Genomic DNA, 20,042 nt, shown 5'->3' on the forward strand with positions numbered 1-20,042 from the left:
GGCGTCCCGCGGGGACGTCGCGTCGCGTCAGCCGGGCATGACTTCCCGCGGGGACATCGCGGCGGGTCAGCCGGACATGGCGTCCCGCAAGGACTTCGGCCGCATGTCGGTCCACACGGAGTCGACGTACGCGGAGCACTCGTCCATCGTGCCGGTCTTCCCGTCCGCGACCCAGCCCGCCGGGACCGCCTGGTGCGCGGGCCACAGCGAGTACTGGCCCTCGTCGTTGACCAGCACCTGGTAAGCGATGTCAGACCTCATCCGAAACACCTTCCTGTTCTGCCGAATAGCGCCGCAAGGTCGGGCTGACCGTCACGAACGCGGTAACCAACGCGATGCCGACCGCGCAGACCAGCACGGCCCGGTCGGCGGAGATGAACTCGGTGAGCAATCCACCGACCGCGGGCCCGAGCGCACCCGCGGTCCCGACCACGACCGACAACACCCCGCTGAGCCGCCCGCGCATCGAGTCGGGCGTCAACAGCAACTGGTGGGTGGTGATCGTCGTATTCGCCGTGGGCGCCAGGAACGTCATGAGCGCGAACAACCCGCCCATCACGTACCCGTCGGACACGAAGTAGGCCACGGGCGTCAACACCGTCAACACCCAGAACACCCCGGCGATCGAGAGGTACGGCCCGAGCACGCGGTGCAGCCACGGCGCGGCCAACGCTCCCGCCACACCGCCCACGCCGAGCATCGCGGCCATCACGCCGATCGCGCCGGACGACACCCCGCGCGCCTGCGCCAGCACGATGACCACCAGGTAGAACGCGGTGAAGAAGAGGTTCAGGACGATCGCGCACTGCGCGGTCACCCGGATCTCCCTCCGCCGCCACACCCACCGCAGCCCGTCGCCGATCTCCCGCAGGAAGTGCCGCTCGGCGACCACCGGCTGCTCCCGGGGCGGCACCCGCAGGAACAGCAGCGCCACGAACGCCAGGCAGTGCGTGACCAGGTCGAGCAGGAACGGCACCCACCGGGCCACCGCGAACAGCACACCGCCGAGCGCGGTGCCCGCCATCTGCCCCAACGAGGACCGCGCGGCGTTCATCGCCACCGCCGTGGCCAACTGCGAGTCCGGCACCAGCCGGGGCAGGCAGGCGTCCTCGGCCGGCTCGAACAACGCCCGGCACACGCCCAGCACCGCCGCCACGAAGACCATGTGGGCCAACGAAGCGACGCCGCCGAGCAGTGCGAGCACCAGCGACCCCAGCGCGAGCGCCTGCGCCGCCTCGCACGCCAGCATGATCTTCCTGCGGTCCCACCGGTCCACCAGGGCCCCGGCGGGCAGGCCCGCCACGAGCTGCGCGGTCGCGTCGACCGCGAGCACGAGGCCGGACGCCGCCGGTGACCCGGTGATCGCCAGCACCAGCAGGGGGAACGCGATCAGCGAGGCCGAGAACCCGACCTCGGCGAGCGCCTGCCCGCCCCACAACAGCGTGTAGTTCCGGTTGCGTGCCAGCGAAACGGTCACACCGCACCCCGGCAGTCCTCGGCGATGGCCCGCAGCGCGAACGCGAAGTCCGCGACCACCTGGCGCACCACGTCCTCCGAGTGCACGTCCGGGTGGAAGTACCAGGAGAACCCGAGCCGGCCGCCGCCCGCCTCGCCGACGACGTCGATCAGGTGGTCGCCCTGGTCGGCGGGATCGTGCTCCTGCCCGACCGACGGCAGCACCGCCCGGTACAGCCCCGCGGACTCCTCCGAGCCCGAGTCGAACTGCCCCAGGTAGTTGAACGCCACCACCGGCACGCCGCAGTCCCGCACCCGGCCGTGCTGCCGCAGCGCCCCGTACCCGATCCCGTTGCCCGGCACGTCCCGAAGCTGCCGCCGCACGGCCTTGACGCGCGACCGCCAGTCGCCGTCCGGCACCTCCAGCCGCACCGGGAAGACCGTGGTGAACCACCCCACGGTCCGGGACAGGTCCACACCGTCGAACAGGTCCTCCCGGCCGTGCCCTTCCAGGTCCACGGCGACCGTCGCGGACCCGGTCCAGCGGGACAGGGACCACGCCAGCGCGGCGAGCAGCACATCGTTGATCCGGGTCCGGTAGGCGACGGGCGCACCGCGCAGCAACGCCTCCGTGTCGTCCTCGGACAGCTCGACGGTCAGCACCTCGCTCGGCGCGGAGGCCTTCTCCTGCACCGGCAACGGCGCACTCCAGTACTCCACCTCGGCGTCGAACCCGCCGTCGGCGACATGGCTCTCCAACCGACGCGCCCACTCCTGGAACGACGTCGTCTTGGCGCCCAGGTCCTCGCCGCGGTAGGCGGTCTCCAGGTCGTCCAGCAGGATTCGCCACGACACCCCGTCCACCACCAGGTGGTGCGCCACCAACAACAGCAGCGAACGGTCGCCTTCGCGGAACAACACCGCCCGCAACAACGGCCCGGCGCCGAGGTCGAACCCGGCGTGCACCTCGTCCGCGAACGCCTCCATGTCGTCCACATCGGACACTTCGGTGAGCACGTCGACGTCCGACACCTCGGCGTTCTCCTGCCGCCACACGCCGTCGACTTGGGTGAACCGCATGCGCAACGCGTCGTGCTGATCCAGCAGCGCGCGCAACGCCCGCCGCAGCGCGGCCACGTCGACCGCGGGGTCCAGCTCCACCAGGTGCGACTGGTTGAAGTGGTGCGGGTTCCGCCGTCCGGAGTGCAGGAACCAGTGCTGGATCGGCGTCAACGGCACCGCGCCCACCACGGCGGACCGGTCGCCCTCGTTCGCCTCCACCCGCACGACGGGCGCGAGCTGCCCGATCGTCTGGTGCAGGAACAGTTCCTTGGTGGTGAACCGCAGCCCGGCCTGCCGAGCCCGTGCCACCACCTGCATGCTCAGGATGGAATCCCCGCCCAGCGCGAAGAAGTTGTCCGCCGTGCCGACCCGGGGAACACCCAGCACGTCCGCCCAGACACGGGCCAGCGCGTCCTCCACCGGTCCGGCCGGCGGCACGTGCTCGGCGGCCGACAGCGCCGAGAAGTCCGGCTCCGGCAGCCGTGCCCGGTCCACCTTCCCGTTGGGGCTGACCGGCATCGCGTCCACCGGGACGAACACCGACGGCACCAGGTAGTCGGGCAGCGACTCGCCCATGAACTCGCGCAGCTTCTCCACGGACCCGACGACGTAGGCGACCAAGCGCTTGTGCCCGGCGGTGTCGGCACGGGCCACCACGACGGCCTCCCGCACGTCGGGGTGCCGCAGCAACGCGGTCTCCACCTCGCCCAGCTCGATCCGGAAGCCCCGGATCTTCACCTGCTCGTCCGCCCGCCCGACGAACTCCAGCTCACCGGAACGCCGCCACCGCACCACGTCGCCCGTGCGGTACATCCGGGAACCGGGCTCGCCGAAGGGGTTCGCGACGAACCGGGACGCCGTCAGCCCCGGCCGGTCGAGGTACCCGCGGGCCAGTCCGACACCCGACACGTACAGCTCGCCGGGAACGCCGATCGGCACCGGCTGCAACGACGAGTCCACCACGTGGGCACGGGTACCCGGAATCGGCCGTCCGATCGGTGGCGTGCCACCCGGTTCCAGCGGCGAACTCCACGTGGCCACCACGGTCGACTCGGTGGGACCGTAGGCGTTGATCATCCGCCGGCCCGGGGCCCAGCGGTCCACCAGGTCGGCCGAGCAGGCGTCGCCGCCGACCACCAGCGTCCGGAACGCCGGCAGCTCCCCGTCCGGCAGCGTCGCCAACGCGACCGGCGGGATCAGCGCGTGCGTCACCTGGTGGGACACCAGCACGTCCGCGAGCTGGTCACCGACCAGCGGCCCCTCCGGCGGCACGACCAGCGCGGCCCCGGCGGGCAGCGCCATGCACAGTTCCAGCACCGAGGCGTCGAAGCTGGGGGAGGAGAACTCCAGCACCCGGTCGCCGGGCCGCACGTCCAGGTGGGCGATCTCGGCCGCGGAGAACGTGGCGATGCCCGCGTGGGACACCACGACGCCCTTGGGCCGTCCGGTGGACCCGGATGTGTAGATTACGTACGCCGGATGCTCGGGCCGGACCACCACGCCCGGATCGGTGTCGGGCTGTCCGCCGACGTCGACCGCGTCGTCCAGCACCAGCAACGGCCGCGCGTCGGCCAGCATGAACTCGATCCGCTCCGCCGGGTAGGCCGGGTCGACCGGCAGGAACGCCGCACCGGCCTTGAGCACCGCCAGCTCGGCGGTGACCAGCTCGGCGGACCGGGGCAGCCGCACGGCGACGATCCGCTCCGGCCCGGCGCCTTGCGCGATCAGGTGGTGCGCCAACCGGTTCGCCGCCGCGTTGAGCGCCGCGTAGGTCATCTCCACCTCGCCGGCCAGCGCCAACGCGTCGGGCGTGCGCTCGACCTGCGCTTCGACCAGTTCGGCGAACGACCTGAACGGCGCGTCGGAAGAAGAATCGCCGAACCGCTCCACCGTCGCCCACTCGTCGGGCGGCAGCACCGGTAGCGTCCACAGTGGACGATCCGCGTCCTCGGCGATGCCGGCCAACAGCACCCGGAGGTGCGCGGCGAGGCGTTCCACGGTCACGGCGTCGAACAGGTCGGTGTTGTACTCGATCGACCCGGCCAGCCCGCCGTGGTCCTCCTCGGTGAACTCCACCGTCACGTCGAATCCCGTGGACACGACGGGCTGTGCGACGTCCGAGGCCTCCAGCCCGGCGAACCCGGCCGCCTGTGGCGCGTTCTGCAACGCCACCACCGCCTGGAACAGCGGCGTCCGGCTGGTGTCCCGGTCCGGCTGCACGGCGTCGACCACGCGCTCGAACGGCACGTCCTGGTGCGCGAACGCGTCCAGCACCGTCCCCCGCACCTGCCCCAGGAACTCCGGGAACGTCACCAGCGGGTCGATCCGGGCCCGCAAGGTCAGGGTGTTGACGAAGAACCCGACCATCCGCTCGAACTCGGGCCGCTCCCGCCCGGCCGCCACCGTGCCGATGGCGAAGTCCTCCTGTCCCGACCAGCGGTGGAACAACACCTGGCAGGCCGCGACCAGCGCCATGAACAGCGTGCCGTCGTTCCGCCGCGCGATGTCCCGCAACGCGTCCGCGACCTCGGCGGGCACCGAGAACTCGAACTGCGCGCCGGGAGTCGTGTGCACCGGCGGACGTGGCCGGTCGGTCGGCAACTCCAGCGCCGGCACGCCGGCGAGCTGGGACCGCCAGTAGTCGAGCTGCCGGTCCAACGGCTGTTCCCGTTGCCACGCGGAGAAGTCCACATACCGCACCGGCAACTCGGGAAGCTCTTCGCCGGCGTACAGGTCGGCCAAGTCCGCCACCAGCACACCGCCGGACCAGCCGTCCGTGACGATGTGGTGCATCGTCAGCGCCAGCACGTGCTCGTCCGGCCCGGTGCGCACCAGCGCCGGTCGGAACAGCGGTCCGGTGCCAAGGTCGAACGGCTCGACCGCCGGCATCTCGTCCACCACCGGCAACGACACCTCGTACGGCGGGTGCACGACCTGCACCGGCAGCCCGTCCACCGCGGGGAACGTGGTGCGCAACGACTCGTGCCGCGCCACCAACCCGGACAGCGCCCGCCGCAACCGCTCCACGTCCAGGTCACCGCGCAACCGCACCGCGAACGGCGTCACGTACTCCGTGCCGCCGGGCGAGAACTGGTCCAGGAACCACAGCCGCTGCTGCGCGAACGACAACGGGAAGTCGCCCTCCGCGCGGGGGATCGGCGCGAGCGTGCCGCCGGTCAACGCCGCCGCGAGACCCGCCACGGTCGGGTGGTCGAACAACGCCCGAGGCGACAGGTCGAACGTCTCCCGCAGCCGCGACGCCACCCGGATGCTCAGGATGGAGTCGCCGCCCAGCGCGAAGAAGTTGTCGTGAGCGCCGACCCGCGCCAGGCCGAGCACGTCCGCCCACACGCCGGCGACCAGCCGCTCGACCTCCGTGCGCGGCGCGACGAACCCGTCGCCCACCGAGGCGTCCCGCTCGGGCGCGGGCAGCGCGGCCCGGTCCAGCTTGCCGTTCGCGTTGAGCGGCAACCGGTCGAGCGTCACGTACGCGGTCGGGACCATGTAGTCGGGCAGCGACAGCGCCGCGTGATCACGCAACTCCGGCACGGTGACCTCGTCCGAGGCCACCACATAGGCGACCAGCCGATCGTCCCGCACCACCACGGCGACCTGCCGCACGGACGGGTAGGAGGCGAGCACGGCCTCGATCTCGCCGAGTTCGATCCGGAACCCGCGGATCTTGACCTGGTGGTCGGCGCGGCCGAGGTAGTCCAACCGCCCGTCGATCCACCGCGCCAGGTCGCCGGTCCGGTACATCCGGGCGCCGGGCTCGCCGAACGGGTTCGCGACGAACCGCGACGCCGTCAGCCCCGGCCGGTTCAGGTAGCCGCGGGCCAGGCCCGGTCCGGCGACGTACATTTCGCCGGTCACACCCGGTGGCACGGGCTGCAGGTCGTCGTCCAGCACGTACACCCGGAGGTCGGGGATGGGTTCGCCGATGGTGCCGTCCGCCGGGGTGTAGGTGACGTGGACGGTGGTCTCGGTGATGCCGTACATGTTGATCAATTGGCCGGTGCCTTGCCAGTCCTGGACTTTGTGCATGTCCAGGGCTTCGCCGCCGAAGATCACGTAGCGCGGGTCGGGTTGTTCGGGCAGGAGTTGGTAGAAGGCGGACGGGGTCTGGTTGAGGACCGTGACGCCTTCGTCGCGCAGCAGCCGGGCGAAGTCGCGTGGCGACCGGGAGATGTCGAACGGCACCACCACGAGCCGTCCGCCGTGCAGCAGCGGTCCCCACAGTTCCCATACGGAGAAGTCGAAGGCGTAGCTGTGGAACAGCGTCCAGACGTCATCGGGTCCGAAGCCGAACCAGTGGTCGGTGGCCGAGAACAGCCGCACGACGTTGCCGTGCGGGATCACCACACCCTTGGGCTTGCCGGTCGACCCGGACGTGTAGATCACATACGCCGGGTGCTCGGGGAGCAACGCCACTTCCGGTGGGACAGCGGGACAGCCGGCGAGGTCCGGCAGGCCGTCCAGCACGACGACCGGCTCGGCGTCTGCGATCATCCCCGAGATCCGGTCGGGCGGGTAGGAGGGATCGATCGGCACGTACGCCGCACCCGACTTCAGCACGCCCAGCACCGCGACGACCAGGTCCAACGATCGCGGCAACACCAGTCCCACGAACCGTTCCGGCCCGGCCCCTTGCGCGATCAGGTGGTGCGCCAACCGGTTCGACCGCTCGTCCAGCTCGCGGTACGTCACGCCGACGCCCTCGAACGTGACCGCGACGGCGTCCGGCGTCCGCGACGCCTGCTCGGCGAACAGGTGCGGAATGGTGCCGGCAGGTCGGCTGGAAGCGCTGCCGTTCCACTCGACCAGCACCTGACGGCGCTCGTCCTCGGACAGCCACGGCAACTCGCCGATCGTCCGCTGCGGAGCCTCACCGACCGCGCCGAGCAGGCGGGTCAGCCACTCGCCGAGCCGTTCGACCGTGGACGGGTCGAACAGCCGGGGATCGTAGGTCAGCTCGACGTGCAGCGACTCGTCCACGTGCGCCCGCACGGTCAGCGGGAAGGTGGTCGTGTCCAGGCCGTCGACCTCGCCGACCTGCGGCGTGTCGTCGGACGTCGCTTCGACCGGGTAGTTCTCGAACGCCAGCAGGCTGTCGAACAGCTTCCCGCCGGCCCACGACTGGACCTGCGCCAGGGACACGAAGTCGAACCGGCGCGATTCGGTCTGCGCCTCCTGCAACCGGCGCAGCCACGGCACGACCTCGTCCCGCGAGTCGACCGAGACCCGCGTGGGCACCGTGTTGATGAACATGCCCACCATGTCCTCGACGCCCGGCAGCTCGGCCGGCCGCCCGGACACCGTGGTGCCGAACACGACATCGCGTTCGCCGGAAACCCTGGCCAGCAGCAACGCCCACGCGCCCTGCACCAGCGTGTTCACCGTGAGCCCGTTGGCCCGCGCGACCTCGTCCAGCTTTGCCGCCGGCAGGTCCAGCACGACCTGCGCGGACGACTCGGCGCGGTGCGCGTCGGTCGGCGGCCGGTCGTACGGCAGGGGAGTGGGCGTGGTGAACCCGGCGAGCACCCCACGCCAGTGCTCCTCGGCCGCCGACGGGTCTTGACCGGCCAGCCATTCCAGGTAGTCGCGGAACGGCCGCCGGGCCACCGGAACGGCGCCGACGTACTCGGACAGCACCTCGCCGAACACCTGGGCGGTGCTCCAGCCGTCCAGCAGCAGGTGGTGGGAAGTCCACAGCAGGTCGACCTCGTTCTCCGACGCCCGGCCGATCACCAGCCGCATCAGCGGGGCGTGCGTGAGGTCCAAGCCCGCCTCGGCGTCCCGCTCGACCAGTTCGTCGGTGACCGGCGCGTACTCCACCGGCACGACGACATCGCGGTGCACGACCTGCAACGGCTCGTCCACGCCCTCCCACACGATGCCCGTGCGCAGGATCGGTGTCCGGTCGACCACTCGCTGCCAGGCCTGCGCGAGTCGTTCCGGCGAGTCCACATTGGACAGACGAGCGCGCATCTGGTTGAAGTACGCCGTGCTGTCGTCCACGAGGCTGTGGAACAACATGCCCGCCTGCAACGGCGTCAGCGGGTAGACGTCCTCCACGTCACGGGTCGCGACCCGGTCCACCTGTTCCTGGGTGAGACGGGCCAGGGGGAAGTCGGACGGCGTGCGGCCCCAGGCGTCCGGGGAGGTGCAGTGCGCCACGATGTCGCGCAGCGCGTCCACCATCCCGTCCGCCAACGCGCGCACGGCGGCCTCGTCGTGCGCCTGCGTCGAGTACTCCCAGTCCAGCGTCAGCTCACCGTCCGCCACGGCGGCGGTGATGTCCAGCAGGTGCGGCCGGTGGAGGTCGTCGGGCACCTCGCGGCCGTGGTCGCCTTCGCCGAACGTGCCGGACTCGAACTGCCCCAGGTAGTTGAAGCACACGCGGGGCAGCGCGCCGGTGAGCCCGCGATCGGCGTACCGCAGCGCCTCGTAGCTCAGACCGCGATGAGGCACCGCCCGCAGTTGCTCCTTCACCGCCTTGAGCGCCGCGCCCCAGTCGTCCGAGGGGATCTCCAGCGCCACCGGGAACTGCGCGGTGAACCAGCCGACCGTGCGGGACAGGTCGACGTCGAACAGCTCCTCCCGGCCGTGGCCTTCGAGCGTGACCAGCGCGCGGCCCGCGAACGCCGCCGTCAGCGCGGCCAGCAGCACGTCGTTGATCTGCGTCCGGTACGCCTCGGGGACCTGGTGCAGCAGGGCGTCCGTGTCGGCCTGCCCCAGCTTCACCGACACGCTCCGCGCGCTGCCCGCCGTCGTGGGCACCGGCTCGTCGACCGGGGTCGCCTTCCAGTGCGGCAACGAGTCGTCGAACGCGCCGGACCGGATGTGCGCCTCCATCCGGTGCGCCCAGTCCGCGAACGCGGTGCTCTTCGGCCCCAGGTCACCGCCTTGGTAGGCGGTCTGGAGGTCGGCGAGGACGATCCGCCACGACACCGCGTCGACCACGAGGTGGTGCGCGGTGAGGAACAGCTTGCCGTCCGGGAACAGCACGGCCTGGAACAACGGTCCGTGCCGCAGATCCAGACTCGCCCGAGCCAGATCCGCTTCGCCCGCATGGTCCACAGTGGGTGCGATGCGCAGGACTTCGCCCTCGTTGTCGGCGATCTCCTGACGCCACTCGCCGTCCACGAGCGTGAACCTGGTGCGCAAGGCGTCGTGGTGCGCGACGACCTTGCGGAGGGCTTCGCGCAGCGCGGGCACGTCCACGTCGTCCAGGTCGGTGAAGACCGACATGGTGAAGTGCGCCAATGGCCCGTGCTCGGCGAAGAACCAGCGCTGGATCGGGGTGAGCGGGGCCGGACCGGTCACGACCTCGTGGGTGGTCGCGGTGTTCTCCGTGACCGCCAGCGCGAGGTCGGCGACCGTCTGCCGCAGGAAGATGTCCTTGGACGTCAACCGCATCCCGGCCTGCCGTGCCCGTGACACGACCTGCATGCTCAGGATCGAGTCGCCGCCCAGCGCGAAGAAGTTGTCCCGCGCGCCGACCCGCTCGACACCCAGCACGTCGGCCCAGATCCCGGCCAGCTCGGTCGCGACACCCGGAGCGGGCGGCACGTAGCCGGCGTCGGTGAACGTCGGCGCGGGCAGCGCACGGCGGTCCACCTTGCCGCTCGGCGTCATCGGGATGCCGTCCAGCGGCACGAACGCCGATGGCACCAGGTAGTCCGGCAGCCGCTCCTTGAGCCACCCGGCCAGATCGGTAGCCGCGCCGACGGTGTAGGCGACGAGCCGCTGGTGCCCGTTGTGTTCCCTCGCCACCACAACGGCTTGCGACACGTCCGGGTGGTGCGTGAGCGCGGCCTCCACCTCGCCCAGCTCGATCCGGAAGCCTCGGATCTTGACTTGGTCGTCGTCGCGGCCGAGGTATTCGAGTTGGTCGCCGATCCAGCGGACGCGGTCTCCGGTGCGGTACATGCGTGCGCCGGGAGGGCCGAACGGGTCGGGCAGGAACCGTTGTGCGGTGAGGCCGGGCCGGTTGAGGTAGCCGCGCGCGACCTGCGCGCCGGCGACGAACAGCTCACCGGGCACACCCATCGGCGACGGCTGGAGGTTGGCGTCCAGCACGTACGCGACCAGGTTGTGCAGCGGACGCCCGATGACCGGCCGGTCGCCCGTCACCAGGGTGGAGACGGCGTCGACCGTCGTTTCGGTCGGGCCGTAGAAGTTGTAGACCCGGGTCGGGCCGTTCGCCAGCGCACGCCACAGCGACTCCGGCAACGCCTCGCCGCCGAGCATGAGCACCTTCGGCTTGTGGTCGCCGGCCAGCAGCCCGGCGGGCAGGAGCTGCTGGACGTAGGAAGGGGTGAGGTCCAGGAAGTCGATCCGGTGCTCCCGGACGTAGTCGACCAGCGCGGTGGGCTCCAGACGGATTTCGTCGGGCAGGACGTGCAGCTCGTGCCCGTCCGCCATGAGCAACGCACCTTCCCACGACGTGTCGAACGAGAACACGGCCGACAGCGCCGCGCGCAGCGGTTCGGTCGCGAAGTCGTTGCGGTGGTTGTGCAGCAGGTTCATTAGCTGCCGGTGCTCGACCACGACGCCCTTGGGCGTGCCGGTCGAGCCGGACGTGTAGATCACGTACGCCGCGTGGTCCGGGCGCACCCGCACGTCGGGCCTGAGGTCGGAGTGCCCGGCTAGATCCGGCCAGATGTCCAGCACCAGCGCCGGGTCGGCGTCCCGCAGCAGGAAGTCGATCCGCTCGCGCGGCAGGTCCCGGTCGATCGGCAGGTAGACCGCGCCCGCCTTGTGCACGGCCAGGATCGCCACGATGACGTCGGCGGATCGCGGCAGCATCACCGCGACCGTGCGCTCCGGTGAGGCGCCCTGCGCGATCAGGTGGTGCGCCAGCCGGTTCGCCTGTGCGTCCACCTCCGCATACGTCAGGCGCGTGTCGCCGCACACCAGCGCGGTCGCGTGAGGCGTTCGGGCGGCCTGGGCCTCGAACACCGCCGGGAAGGTGGTGTCCGGGACCACCAAGGCCTTGCCGTAGGCGTCCGGCTCGTCGCCCGACACCAACAGGATCTCGGCGATCGGGCGGTCGGGCGCTGCGGTGACCCCGGCCAGCAACGCCACCAGGTGCCGGGTCATCCGGTCGATCGTGGCGGCGTCGAACAGGTCGGTGCTGTACTCGACCGCGCCCAGCAGCTCGCCGCCCGACTCGCCGAACTCGAACGTCACGTCACAGGTCGACGTGGACAGCGGCAAGGGCAGTTCTTCCACCCGCAGGCCGGGGAGGGGCGGGATCTCGCTCGCGGTGTTCTGCAACAGCACCATGACGTCGAACAGCGCGTTGCGGCTCGGGTCTCGATCCGGACGCACCGCTTCCACGACCCGTTCGAACGGCACGTCCTGGTGCGCGAACCCGTCCAGCACCGTGGTCCGCACGTCGGTGAGGAAATCGTCGAAGCTCCGCGTCGTGTCCACAGTGGACCGCAGCACGACCGTGTTGACGAACAGCCCCACCACGTCGTCCAGTTCGGCACGACCCCGGCCGGACACCGCAGTGCCCACCGCGATGTCGTCCTGCCCGGTGTACCGGGCGAGCAGCGCTTGACAGGCCGCGACGAGCGTGGTGAACAGCGTGTCGCCGCGCCGCTGAGCCAGGCCCTTCAACCCGGCGGCGATGTGCGGAGGGACGGTGAACGAGTGCATCGCGCCCGCCCCGCTGCGCACCGCCGGGCGAGGCCGGTCGGTCGGCAGCTCCAGCGGCGGGACACCGGCCAACCGGGCGGCCCAGTAGTCGAGCGGCGGGTCCTGCTGCCACGCCGTGAAGTCCACGTACTGCACGGCGAGCGGCGGCAGCTCCTCACCCGCGTACAACGCGCTGAGGTCCCGTGCCAGCACGCCGGTCGACCAGCCGTCGGTCACGATGTGGTGCAGGGTCAGCACGAACACGTGGTCGTCGTCGGCCACCCGCACCAGCCGTGCCCGCACCAGCGGACCTTCGCGCAGGTCGAACGGCGTCTCCGCCTCCTGCCGCAACACCGCCTCCCACGAGCCCTCCTCGACGGCGAGCGGCACGGCGAAGGGTTCGCCGATGACCTGCACGTCGTCGGCGAAGGTGGTCCGCAGTGACTCGTGCCGGACGACGAGGCCATCGACCGCACGCCGCAACGCGTCGACGTCGACCGGCCCGTGCAGCCGGAGGGCGGTCGGCGTCACGTACTCGGTGCCGCCGGGCTCGAACTGGTCCAGGAACCACAGCCGCCGTTGAGCCGGGGACTGTGGGTGGACGCCACCACGCGGGATCACCGGGATGGCGTCCACCACCGACTGACCGGAGATCGCGGTCGCGAGCCCGGACACTGTGGGGTTCTGGAACACGGCACGCGGCGACAACTGCGTGCCGAACGCGGCTCGCAGCCGTGAAGTCACGTTGATGCTGAGGATCGAATCGCCGCCCAGCGCGAAGAAGTTGTCGTCCGCACCGACCCGGGGCAGGCCGAGCACGTCGGCCCAGATCGCGGCGACCGTCCGTTCCGCCTCCGTGCGCGGCTCGGTGAACCCGCCCTCGAACGCCGGCTCCGGCAGCGCCTTCCGGTCCACCTTCCCGCTGGGGGACAACGGGAAGCTGTCCAGCTCGACCACCGCCGACGGCACCAGGTAGTCCGGCAGCGCCGAACCCAACACCGCACGGGCGTCGCTCTCCGGCGTGCCGGTGACGTAGCCGATGAGCCGTTGCCCTCGGACGATGACGACGGCGTCCTGCACGCCGGGCACGGCCCGCAGCGCGGACTCCACCTCGCCCGGCTCGATCCGGAACCCCCGGATCTTGACCTGGTCGTCGGCCCTCCCCAGGTACTCCAACCGCCCGTCGACCCACCGGACCCGGTCGCCGGTCCGGTACATCCGGGTTGCCCCCGAAGACGCCGCGCCGAACGGGTCGGGCAGGAAACGTTGCGCGGTGAGGCCGGGACGTCCGAGGTAGCCGCGCGCGACCTGCACACCGGCCACGAACAGCTCGCCCACCACACCCGGTGGCACCGGGCGCAGGTCGCCGTCCAGCACGTAGGCGGCGAGGTTGTGCAGCGGACGGCCGATCATCGGCCGGTCGCCGGTGATCTCCGTGGCCACGGCGTCGACGGCGGTCTCGGTCGGACCGTAGTAGTTGAAGCCGGCGACGGGCGAGTCGGCGACCTGCCGCCACAGCGCGGCGTCGACCGCCTCGCCGCCGAGGAGGAGCTGGCGGAGCCCGGACTCCAGCAGCCCGGCGGCGACCAGCCGGTGCGCGTAGGACGGGGTGAGGTCGACCGTGCCGATGCCGTGCGCCCGCACGTACTCCACCAACGCGTCCGGGTCCAGCCGCAGCTCGTCGTCGATGACGTGCAGCTCGTTGCCCGCCGCCAGGAAGAGCAGGCCTTCCCAGGACGTGTCGAACGAGAACGTCGCTGTGACGGCGAACTTCGTCCGGGCCGCCATCAGGTCGTGGCGGTTGGCGTAGAACAGGTTCGCGAGCTGCCCGTGCTCGACCACGACGCCCTTGGGCGTGCCGGTCGAGCCGGACGTGTAGATCACGTACGCCGCGTGGTCGGGGCGCAGCGCGACCGGGGGAGTGGTGTCGGGAAGGCCGGCCGTGTCGGGGAGTCGGTCCAGCACGAGTGCCGGATCGGCGTCGCCCAGCAGGAAGTCGATGCGGTCGGCCGGCAGCTCGGGGTCGATCGGCAGGTACACCGCACCGGCCTTCAGCACGGCGAGCACGGCCACCACCAGATCGGCCGAGCGCGGCATCCGCACCGCGACCGTCCGCTCCGGGCCGGCTCCGTGTGCGATGAGGTGGTGCGCCAGGCGGTTCGCGCGCGCGTCGAGTTCGGCGAACGTCAGGCGGGTGTCGTGGAAGACCAGCGCGGTGGCGTCGGGCGTCCGCCGGGCCTGCTCGGCGAACACCTCGTGGTACAGCAGGTGCGGTGTGTCGAGGGCGGTCCGGTTCCACTCGACCAGCACCCGCCGCTCGTCGTCGGGCGACAGCCACGGCAGGTCGGCGATCGGAGCGTCCGTGTCCCGCACGAGCGCGGCCACCAGGTCGCCCAACCAGCCTGCGAGCCGTTCGGCGGTGGCGGTGTCGAACAGGTCCGGGTCGTAGGCGAGGTCCAGGTTCAGCCGGTCCGTCACGGACGCGGTCAGCGTGAGCGGCAGGGTGGTGTTGTCCACCGCGTCGATGTCGACCACCCGCGGCCCGTCGCTGTTCTGCTCGAACGGGTAGTTCTCGAACACGACCACGCTGTCGAACAGGCGGGTGCCCAACCACGACTGGATGTCGGCCAACGCGGTGTGGTCGTACTTGCGCGCTTCACCCTGCGCCGCCTGCAACTCCCGCAGCCACTCACCGACCTTCGCCGTCGTGTCCACGGAAACCCGGGTCGGCACGGTGTTGATGAGCATGCCGACCATCGACTCGACGCCGGGCAGCTCCGCCGGACGCCCGGACACCGTGCTGCCGAACACCACGTCGCGCTCGCCGGAAACCCTTGCCAGCAAAAGCGCCCATGCGCCCTGCACGACGGTGTTGACGGTGAGACCCGCACGCTGCGCGGCGTCGCCGAGGTCGGCCGTGACCCGGACGGACTCCGTCGCCTCCGCGCGGTGCGCCTCGGCGGGCGGCCGGTCGTACGGCAGCGGTGTCGGTCCGTCCACATCGGACAGCGTCGAGCGCCAGTAGGCCTCGGTGTCCTCCTGGTCGGCCAGCCAGCGCAGGTAGTCGCGGAACGGTCGGCGGGTGGGCAGCCGGGCGGGCTGCCCGGTCGTGATGGCGCGGTAGTGCTCCAGGACCTCGCTGAACACCTGCCCGGTGCTCCAGCCGTCCAGGATCACGTGGTGGGACGACCACACCAGCTCCACGCGGTCCGCCGACAGCGGCGTGACGCGGACGCGGAGCAGCGGCGCCACGCCGAGGTCGATCCCGCCGTCGGACGGCAGGGTCACGTGCCGGTGCACGACCTGCACCGGCTCGGCCACCCCGTCCCACACCACACTGCTGCGCAGCACCGGCGTGCGGTCCACGACCCGCTGCCAGGCCTCGGCCAACGCGGCCGGGTCGGTGATGCCGTCCAGCACCAGCCGCATCCGGTCCACGTACGCGCCGGGCTCCACCAGGCTGTGGAACACCATGCCCGCCTGCAACGGCGTCAGCCGGTAGATGTCCTCGACATCGGGACCGGCGATCCGGTCCACCTGCTCCTGGGTGAGCCGGGCCAGCGGGAAGTCCGACGGCGTGTGCCCGCCGGCGTCGGGGGAGGCGCAGTGGGCCACGATCTCCCGCAACGCGTCGAGCATCCGTTCGGCCAGCCGCCGCACGGTCGCGTCGTCGTGCACGTTCTCCGAGTACTGCCAGCTCAGCTCCAACTCGCCGCGCTCGACCAGCCCGGTGACTTCGAGTAGCTGGCTCCGGGTCTGGTCGGGCGCGAGGTCGTCGCCCACGGAGTCCCGGCGGGCGCGGTAGAAGCCGCCGTCGGCCACCTCGAACCGGCCGTGGTAGTTGAACGCGATCGCGGGCAGCGGGCGGCCGACGTCCAGCGCCTCGAAGCTCAGCCCCCGGTGCGGCACGGCACGCAGGGCTTCCTTGACGGTCTTGAGCGTGCGCCCCCAGTCGTCGGAGGTCTCCAGCACCACCGGGAACTGCGTGGTGAACCAGCCGACCGTGCGGGACAGGTCGGCGTCGAACAGCTCCTCCCGACCGTGGCCCTCCAAGGTCACGCTCACCGACGAACGGCCGGTCCACTCGGCCAGTACCCGCCCCAAGGCGCTCAACAGCACGTCGTTGACCTGAGTCCGGTACACCGGAGGCACGCTGTGCAGGACGGCGTCGGTCGTCTCGCGGTCCAGCCGCACCGACACCACCCGCGCGGACGCCGCCGTGTTGGGGCCGTCCCGGTCCACCGGCAGCGCCACCGGCTCGGGCAGCGATCGCCAGTACGGCAGCGCGTCGTCCAACGCCCCGGATCGCACGTGCTCGGCCAGCCGGTGCGCCCACTGCGTGAACGACGTGCCGACCGGCTCCAGTGCGACGCCCCGGTAGGCCTTCTCCAGATCTTCCAGGAGAATCCGCCACGACACACCGTCGACGGCGAGGTGGTGCACGGTCAGCAGCAGCTTCGGGTGCGTGCCACGGAACAGCACGGCCCGCAGCAACGGCCCTTCCGAGATGTCCAGACTCTGTTGCGCGGCACGGGCCTGCGACTCGATATCCGCGTCGGACTCGACGCGGAACACCTCCCCGTCCGGTTCCGAGACGTCCTGCACCCACCGCCCGTCGTCCTGACGGAACCGCAGCCGCAACGCGTCGTGGTGCTCGACCACGGTCCGCACGGCCGCCTGTAACGCCACCTCGTCCACCGAAGGCTCCAGCTCGACCAGCAGCGTCATGGTGAACTGGGCCAACGGCCCGTGCTCGGCGAAGAACCAGCGCTGGATCGGCGTCAGCGGCGCGGGACCGGTGAACAGGCGCTCCGGCTCGCTCTCCGCGACCGTGGCCGAGACCAGCGCCAGCTCGGCCACGGTCTGGTGCCGGAAGACGTCCCGCGAGGTGAGCTGGAACCCGGCCTGCCGCGCCCGTGACACGAGTTGGATGGACAGGATCGAGTCGCCGCCCAGGGTGAAGAAGTTGTCGTGCGCCCCGACCCGGTCCAACCCCAGCACCTCGGCCCAGATCCGGGCCAGCTCGGCTTCGGCGGGTGTGGTCGGCGCGACGAAGTCGTCCGTCCTGGTCCGCGGCGCGGGCAGCGCGGCCCGGTCCAGCTTTCCGTTGGGCGTCAACGGGATGCGGTCCAGCTCCACGAACGCCGCCGGGATCTGGTAGTCCGGCAGCAGCCGCTTGAGGTGGTCGCGCACCTCGACCGGACCGTCCGCCACCACGTACCCGACCAGCCGGGTGTGCCCGTTGTCGGTCCGCGCGACGACCGCCGCCTCGGTGATGTCAGGATGGCTCAACAGAGCCGCTTCCACCTCGCCCGGCTCGATCCGGAAGCCGCGGATCTTGACTTGGTCGTCGTCGCGGCCGAGGTATTCGAGTTGGTCGCCGACCCAGCGGACGCGGTCGCCGGTGCGGTACATGCGGGCCCCGGGAGGGCCGAACGGGTCGGGCAGGAACCGTTGCGCGGTGAGGCCGGGCCGGTTGAGGTAGCCGCGCGCGACCTGTGCGCCGGCGATGAACAGCTCGCCCGGGACACCTACGGGCTGCTGGTTCAGGTTCTCGTCCAGCACGTACGCGGCCACGTTGCGGAGCGGGCGCCCGATCATCGGCCGGTCCCCGACGACCGGCGTGGAGGTGGCGTCGACCGTCGTTTCGGTGGGGCCGTAGTAGTTGTAGGCCTGAACGGGCGCTTCGACGAGCTCACGCCACAGGGAGGACCCCACGGCCTCACCGCCCAGGACGAGGAACCTGGGTTTGTGGTCGTCGTCCAGCAGCCCGGCGGGCAGGAGTTGCTGCACGTAGGTCGGTGTCAGGTCGAGCAGGTCGAGCCGGTGCTCCTGGATGTACCGGTGGAGCGCGCCGGGTTCGAGGCGGACCTCGTCGGTGAGGACGTGCAGCTCGTGGCCGTTCGCCAGGAACCCCAGGCCTTCCCACGACGTGTCGAACGAGAACACGGCCGACAGCGCGACACGCAGGCGTTCGGAGGTGAACTCACGGTGGTTGTGCACGAGGTTGACCAGGTTCCGGTGCTCGACCACGACACCCTTGGGCTTGCCGGTCGAACCGGACGTGTAGATCACGTAGGCCGCGTTGTCGAATCTGTGTCGGACCTGGGGCGCCGTGTCGGGCATCCCCGTCGTGTCCACCGGCCCGTTGATGATCCGCACCGCGCCGGAATCCTCGATGAGATGCGCTTTGCGTTGCTCGGGCAGCCCCTGGTCGACCGGCAGGTACACCGCGCCGGCCTTCAGCACACCGAGGATCGCGACCACCGCGTCCACACTGCGGGGCAGCGACACCGCGACCACCTGTTCCGGCCGCACGCCGTCCGCGACGAGCCGATGCGCCAGCCGGTTCGCGCGGGCGTCCAACTCGGCGAACGACACGCGCTCGTCGTCGCACACCACCGCGAGGGCGTCGGGCGTGCGGGCGGCCTGGGCTTCGAACAGCGCCGGGAACGTGGTGTCCGGGACCTCCAACGCCCCGCCGTGCGGGTCGGGCTCGTCGCCGAGCAGCAGCGGCACGTCGGCGAGCGGGCGGCGGGGCTCCGCGACCAGCCGGGCCAGCAGGATGAGCAGGTGGCGGCACATCCGGTCGACGGTGGCCGCGTCGAACAGGTCCGTGCGGTACTCGACCAGGCCGTGGATGCCGTCGCCGGTCTCGGTGAAGTCGACGCTGAGGTCGTGGTTCGCCTGCCGCCGGGTCAACGGGTGCTCCGCGATCTCCAGCCCCGGCAGTCCGGGCAGCGCGCGGCCCGCGTTCTGCATCACCACCATCACGTCGAACAGCGGTGTGCGGCTCGGGTCGCGGTGCACCCCGACGGCTTCCACCACCCGGTCGAACGGCACGTCGTCGTGGGCGAACGCGTCCAGCGTCGCCGACTTGGCCTGGTCCAGGAACTCCTCGAACGTGAGCGACGTGTCCACAGTGGACCGCAACACGACGGTGCCGACGAAGAAGCCCACCAACCGCTGCAACTCCGGCCGGTTGCGCCCACTGGTCACGGTGCCGACCGCGATGTCGTCCTGCCCGGTGTACCGCGCCAGCAGCACCTGGCAGGCGGCGAGCAGCGTGGTGAACAGCGTGGCCTCGTGCGCGCGGGCGAGTTCCGCGAGCCGCGCCGAGAGCCCGGCCGGCACGGTGAACTCGTGCGTCGCGCCGGCGGACGTGCGCTCGGCGGGTCGGGGCCGGTCGGTCGGCAGCTCCAGCGGCTCGACCCCGGCCAGGTGGTCACGCCAGTAGGAGACGTCCACCGGCTGGTCCCGCTGCCACACCGCGAAATCGGCGTACTGCAACGCGATCGGCGGCAGCGCCTCGCCCCGGTACAGCGCGCCCAGCTCCTCCACCAGCACGCCGAGCGACCAGCCGTCGACCACGATGTGGTGGGACGTCAGCAGCAGCACGTGGTCGTCCGCCGCGACCCGGAAGACCATCGCCCGGAACAGCGGGCCGTGCTCCAGGTCGAACGGCCGCTCGACCTCGGCCCGCAGCGCCCCGTCCAACTCGATGGTGTCGACCAGCGGCACGTCGAGCCGCGGGTCGTCGTGCACGACCTGCACGGGCTGCCCGTCGGCCTGCCCGAACGTGGTCCGCAGCGACTCGTGCCGGCGCACCAGCTCGCGCAGCACGCCGGTCAGCCGCGCCACGTCGAGCCCGCCCCGGAACCGCAGCGCCAGCGCGCTGTTGTACTCGGTGTCACCGGGCTCGAACTGGTGGAGGAACCACAGCCGCCGCTGGCCGGCCGACAGCGGCAGCGGCCCGGTGCGCGGCGCGGCCGGGATTGTCTCGGCGGGCGCGGACTTCCCGGCCAGCCGGTCGCGCAGGCGCTCCCGCAGGTGGGCGGGCAGCGCGGAGATGCGGCTTTCCTTGGACGTCGTCATTT

At 71.4% G+C, this 20,042-nt stretch carries 3 protein-coding genes; all 3 read right to left on the reverse strand.

Annotated elements, in window-relative coordinates; translation table 11 throughout:
• Positions 1-66: 66 nt before the first annotated feature.
• Genes ACQPZF_RS18850 through ACQPZF_RS18860 form a run of 3 tightly spaced genes read right to left on the reverse strand, consistent with a single transcriptional unit; the run spans position 67 to position 20,040 of the window.
• Complete coding sequence (locus tag ACQPZF_RS18850) at positions 67-261, reverse strand: MbtH family protein (protein ID WP_184687924.1); 195 nt, start codon at positions 259-261, stop codon at positions 67-69.
• Positions 251-1,477 carry an MFS transporter gene (locus ACQPZF_RS18855; RefSeq protein WP_433273362.1) on the reverse strand — a complete coding sequence of 409 codons (1,227 nt, stop codon included), beginning with the start codon at positions 1,475-1,477 and terminating at the stop codon, positions 251-253. Before ACQPZF_RS18855 ends, ACQPZF_RS18850 begins: the two co-directional genes overlap by 11 nt.
• Positions 1,474-20,040, reverse strand: coding sequence for a non-ribosomal peptide synthase/polyketide synthase (locus ACQPZF_RS18860; RefSeq protein ID WP_433273364.1), 18,567 nt, complete (start codon positions 20,038-20,040; stop codon positions 1,474-1,476). The genes ACQPZF_RS18855 and ACQPZF_RS18860 overlap by 4 nt, the downstream gene beginning before the upstream one ends.
• Positions 20,041-20,042 lie beyond the last annotated feature (2 nt).

Source organism: Actinosynnema sp. CS-041913, assembly GCF_050942485.1.
GTDB lineage: Bacteria > Actinomycetota > Actinomycetes > Mycobacteriales > Pseudonocardiaceae > Actinosynnema.

What these genes read in the sequence shown, in the direction of transcription:
- ACQPZF_RS18850 (WP_184687924.1), bottom strand. Translation starts at nt 261, where the DNA reads ATGAGGTCTGACATCGCTTACCAGGTGCTGGTCAACGACGAGGGCCAG.
- ACQPZF_RS18860 (WP_433273364.1), bottom strand. Translation starts at nt 20,040, where the DNA reads ATGACGACGTCCAAGGAAAGCCGCATCTCCGCGCTGCCCGCCCACCTG.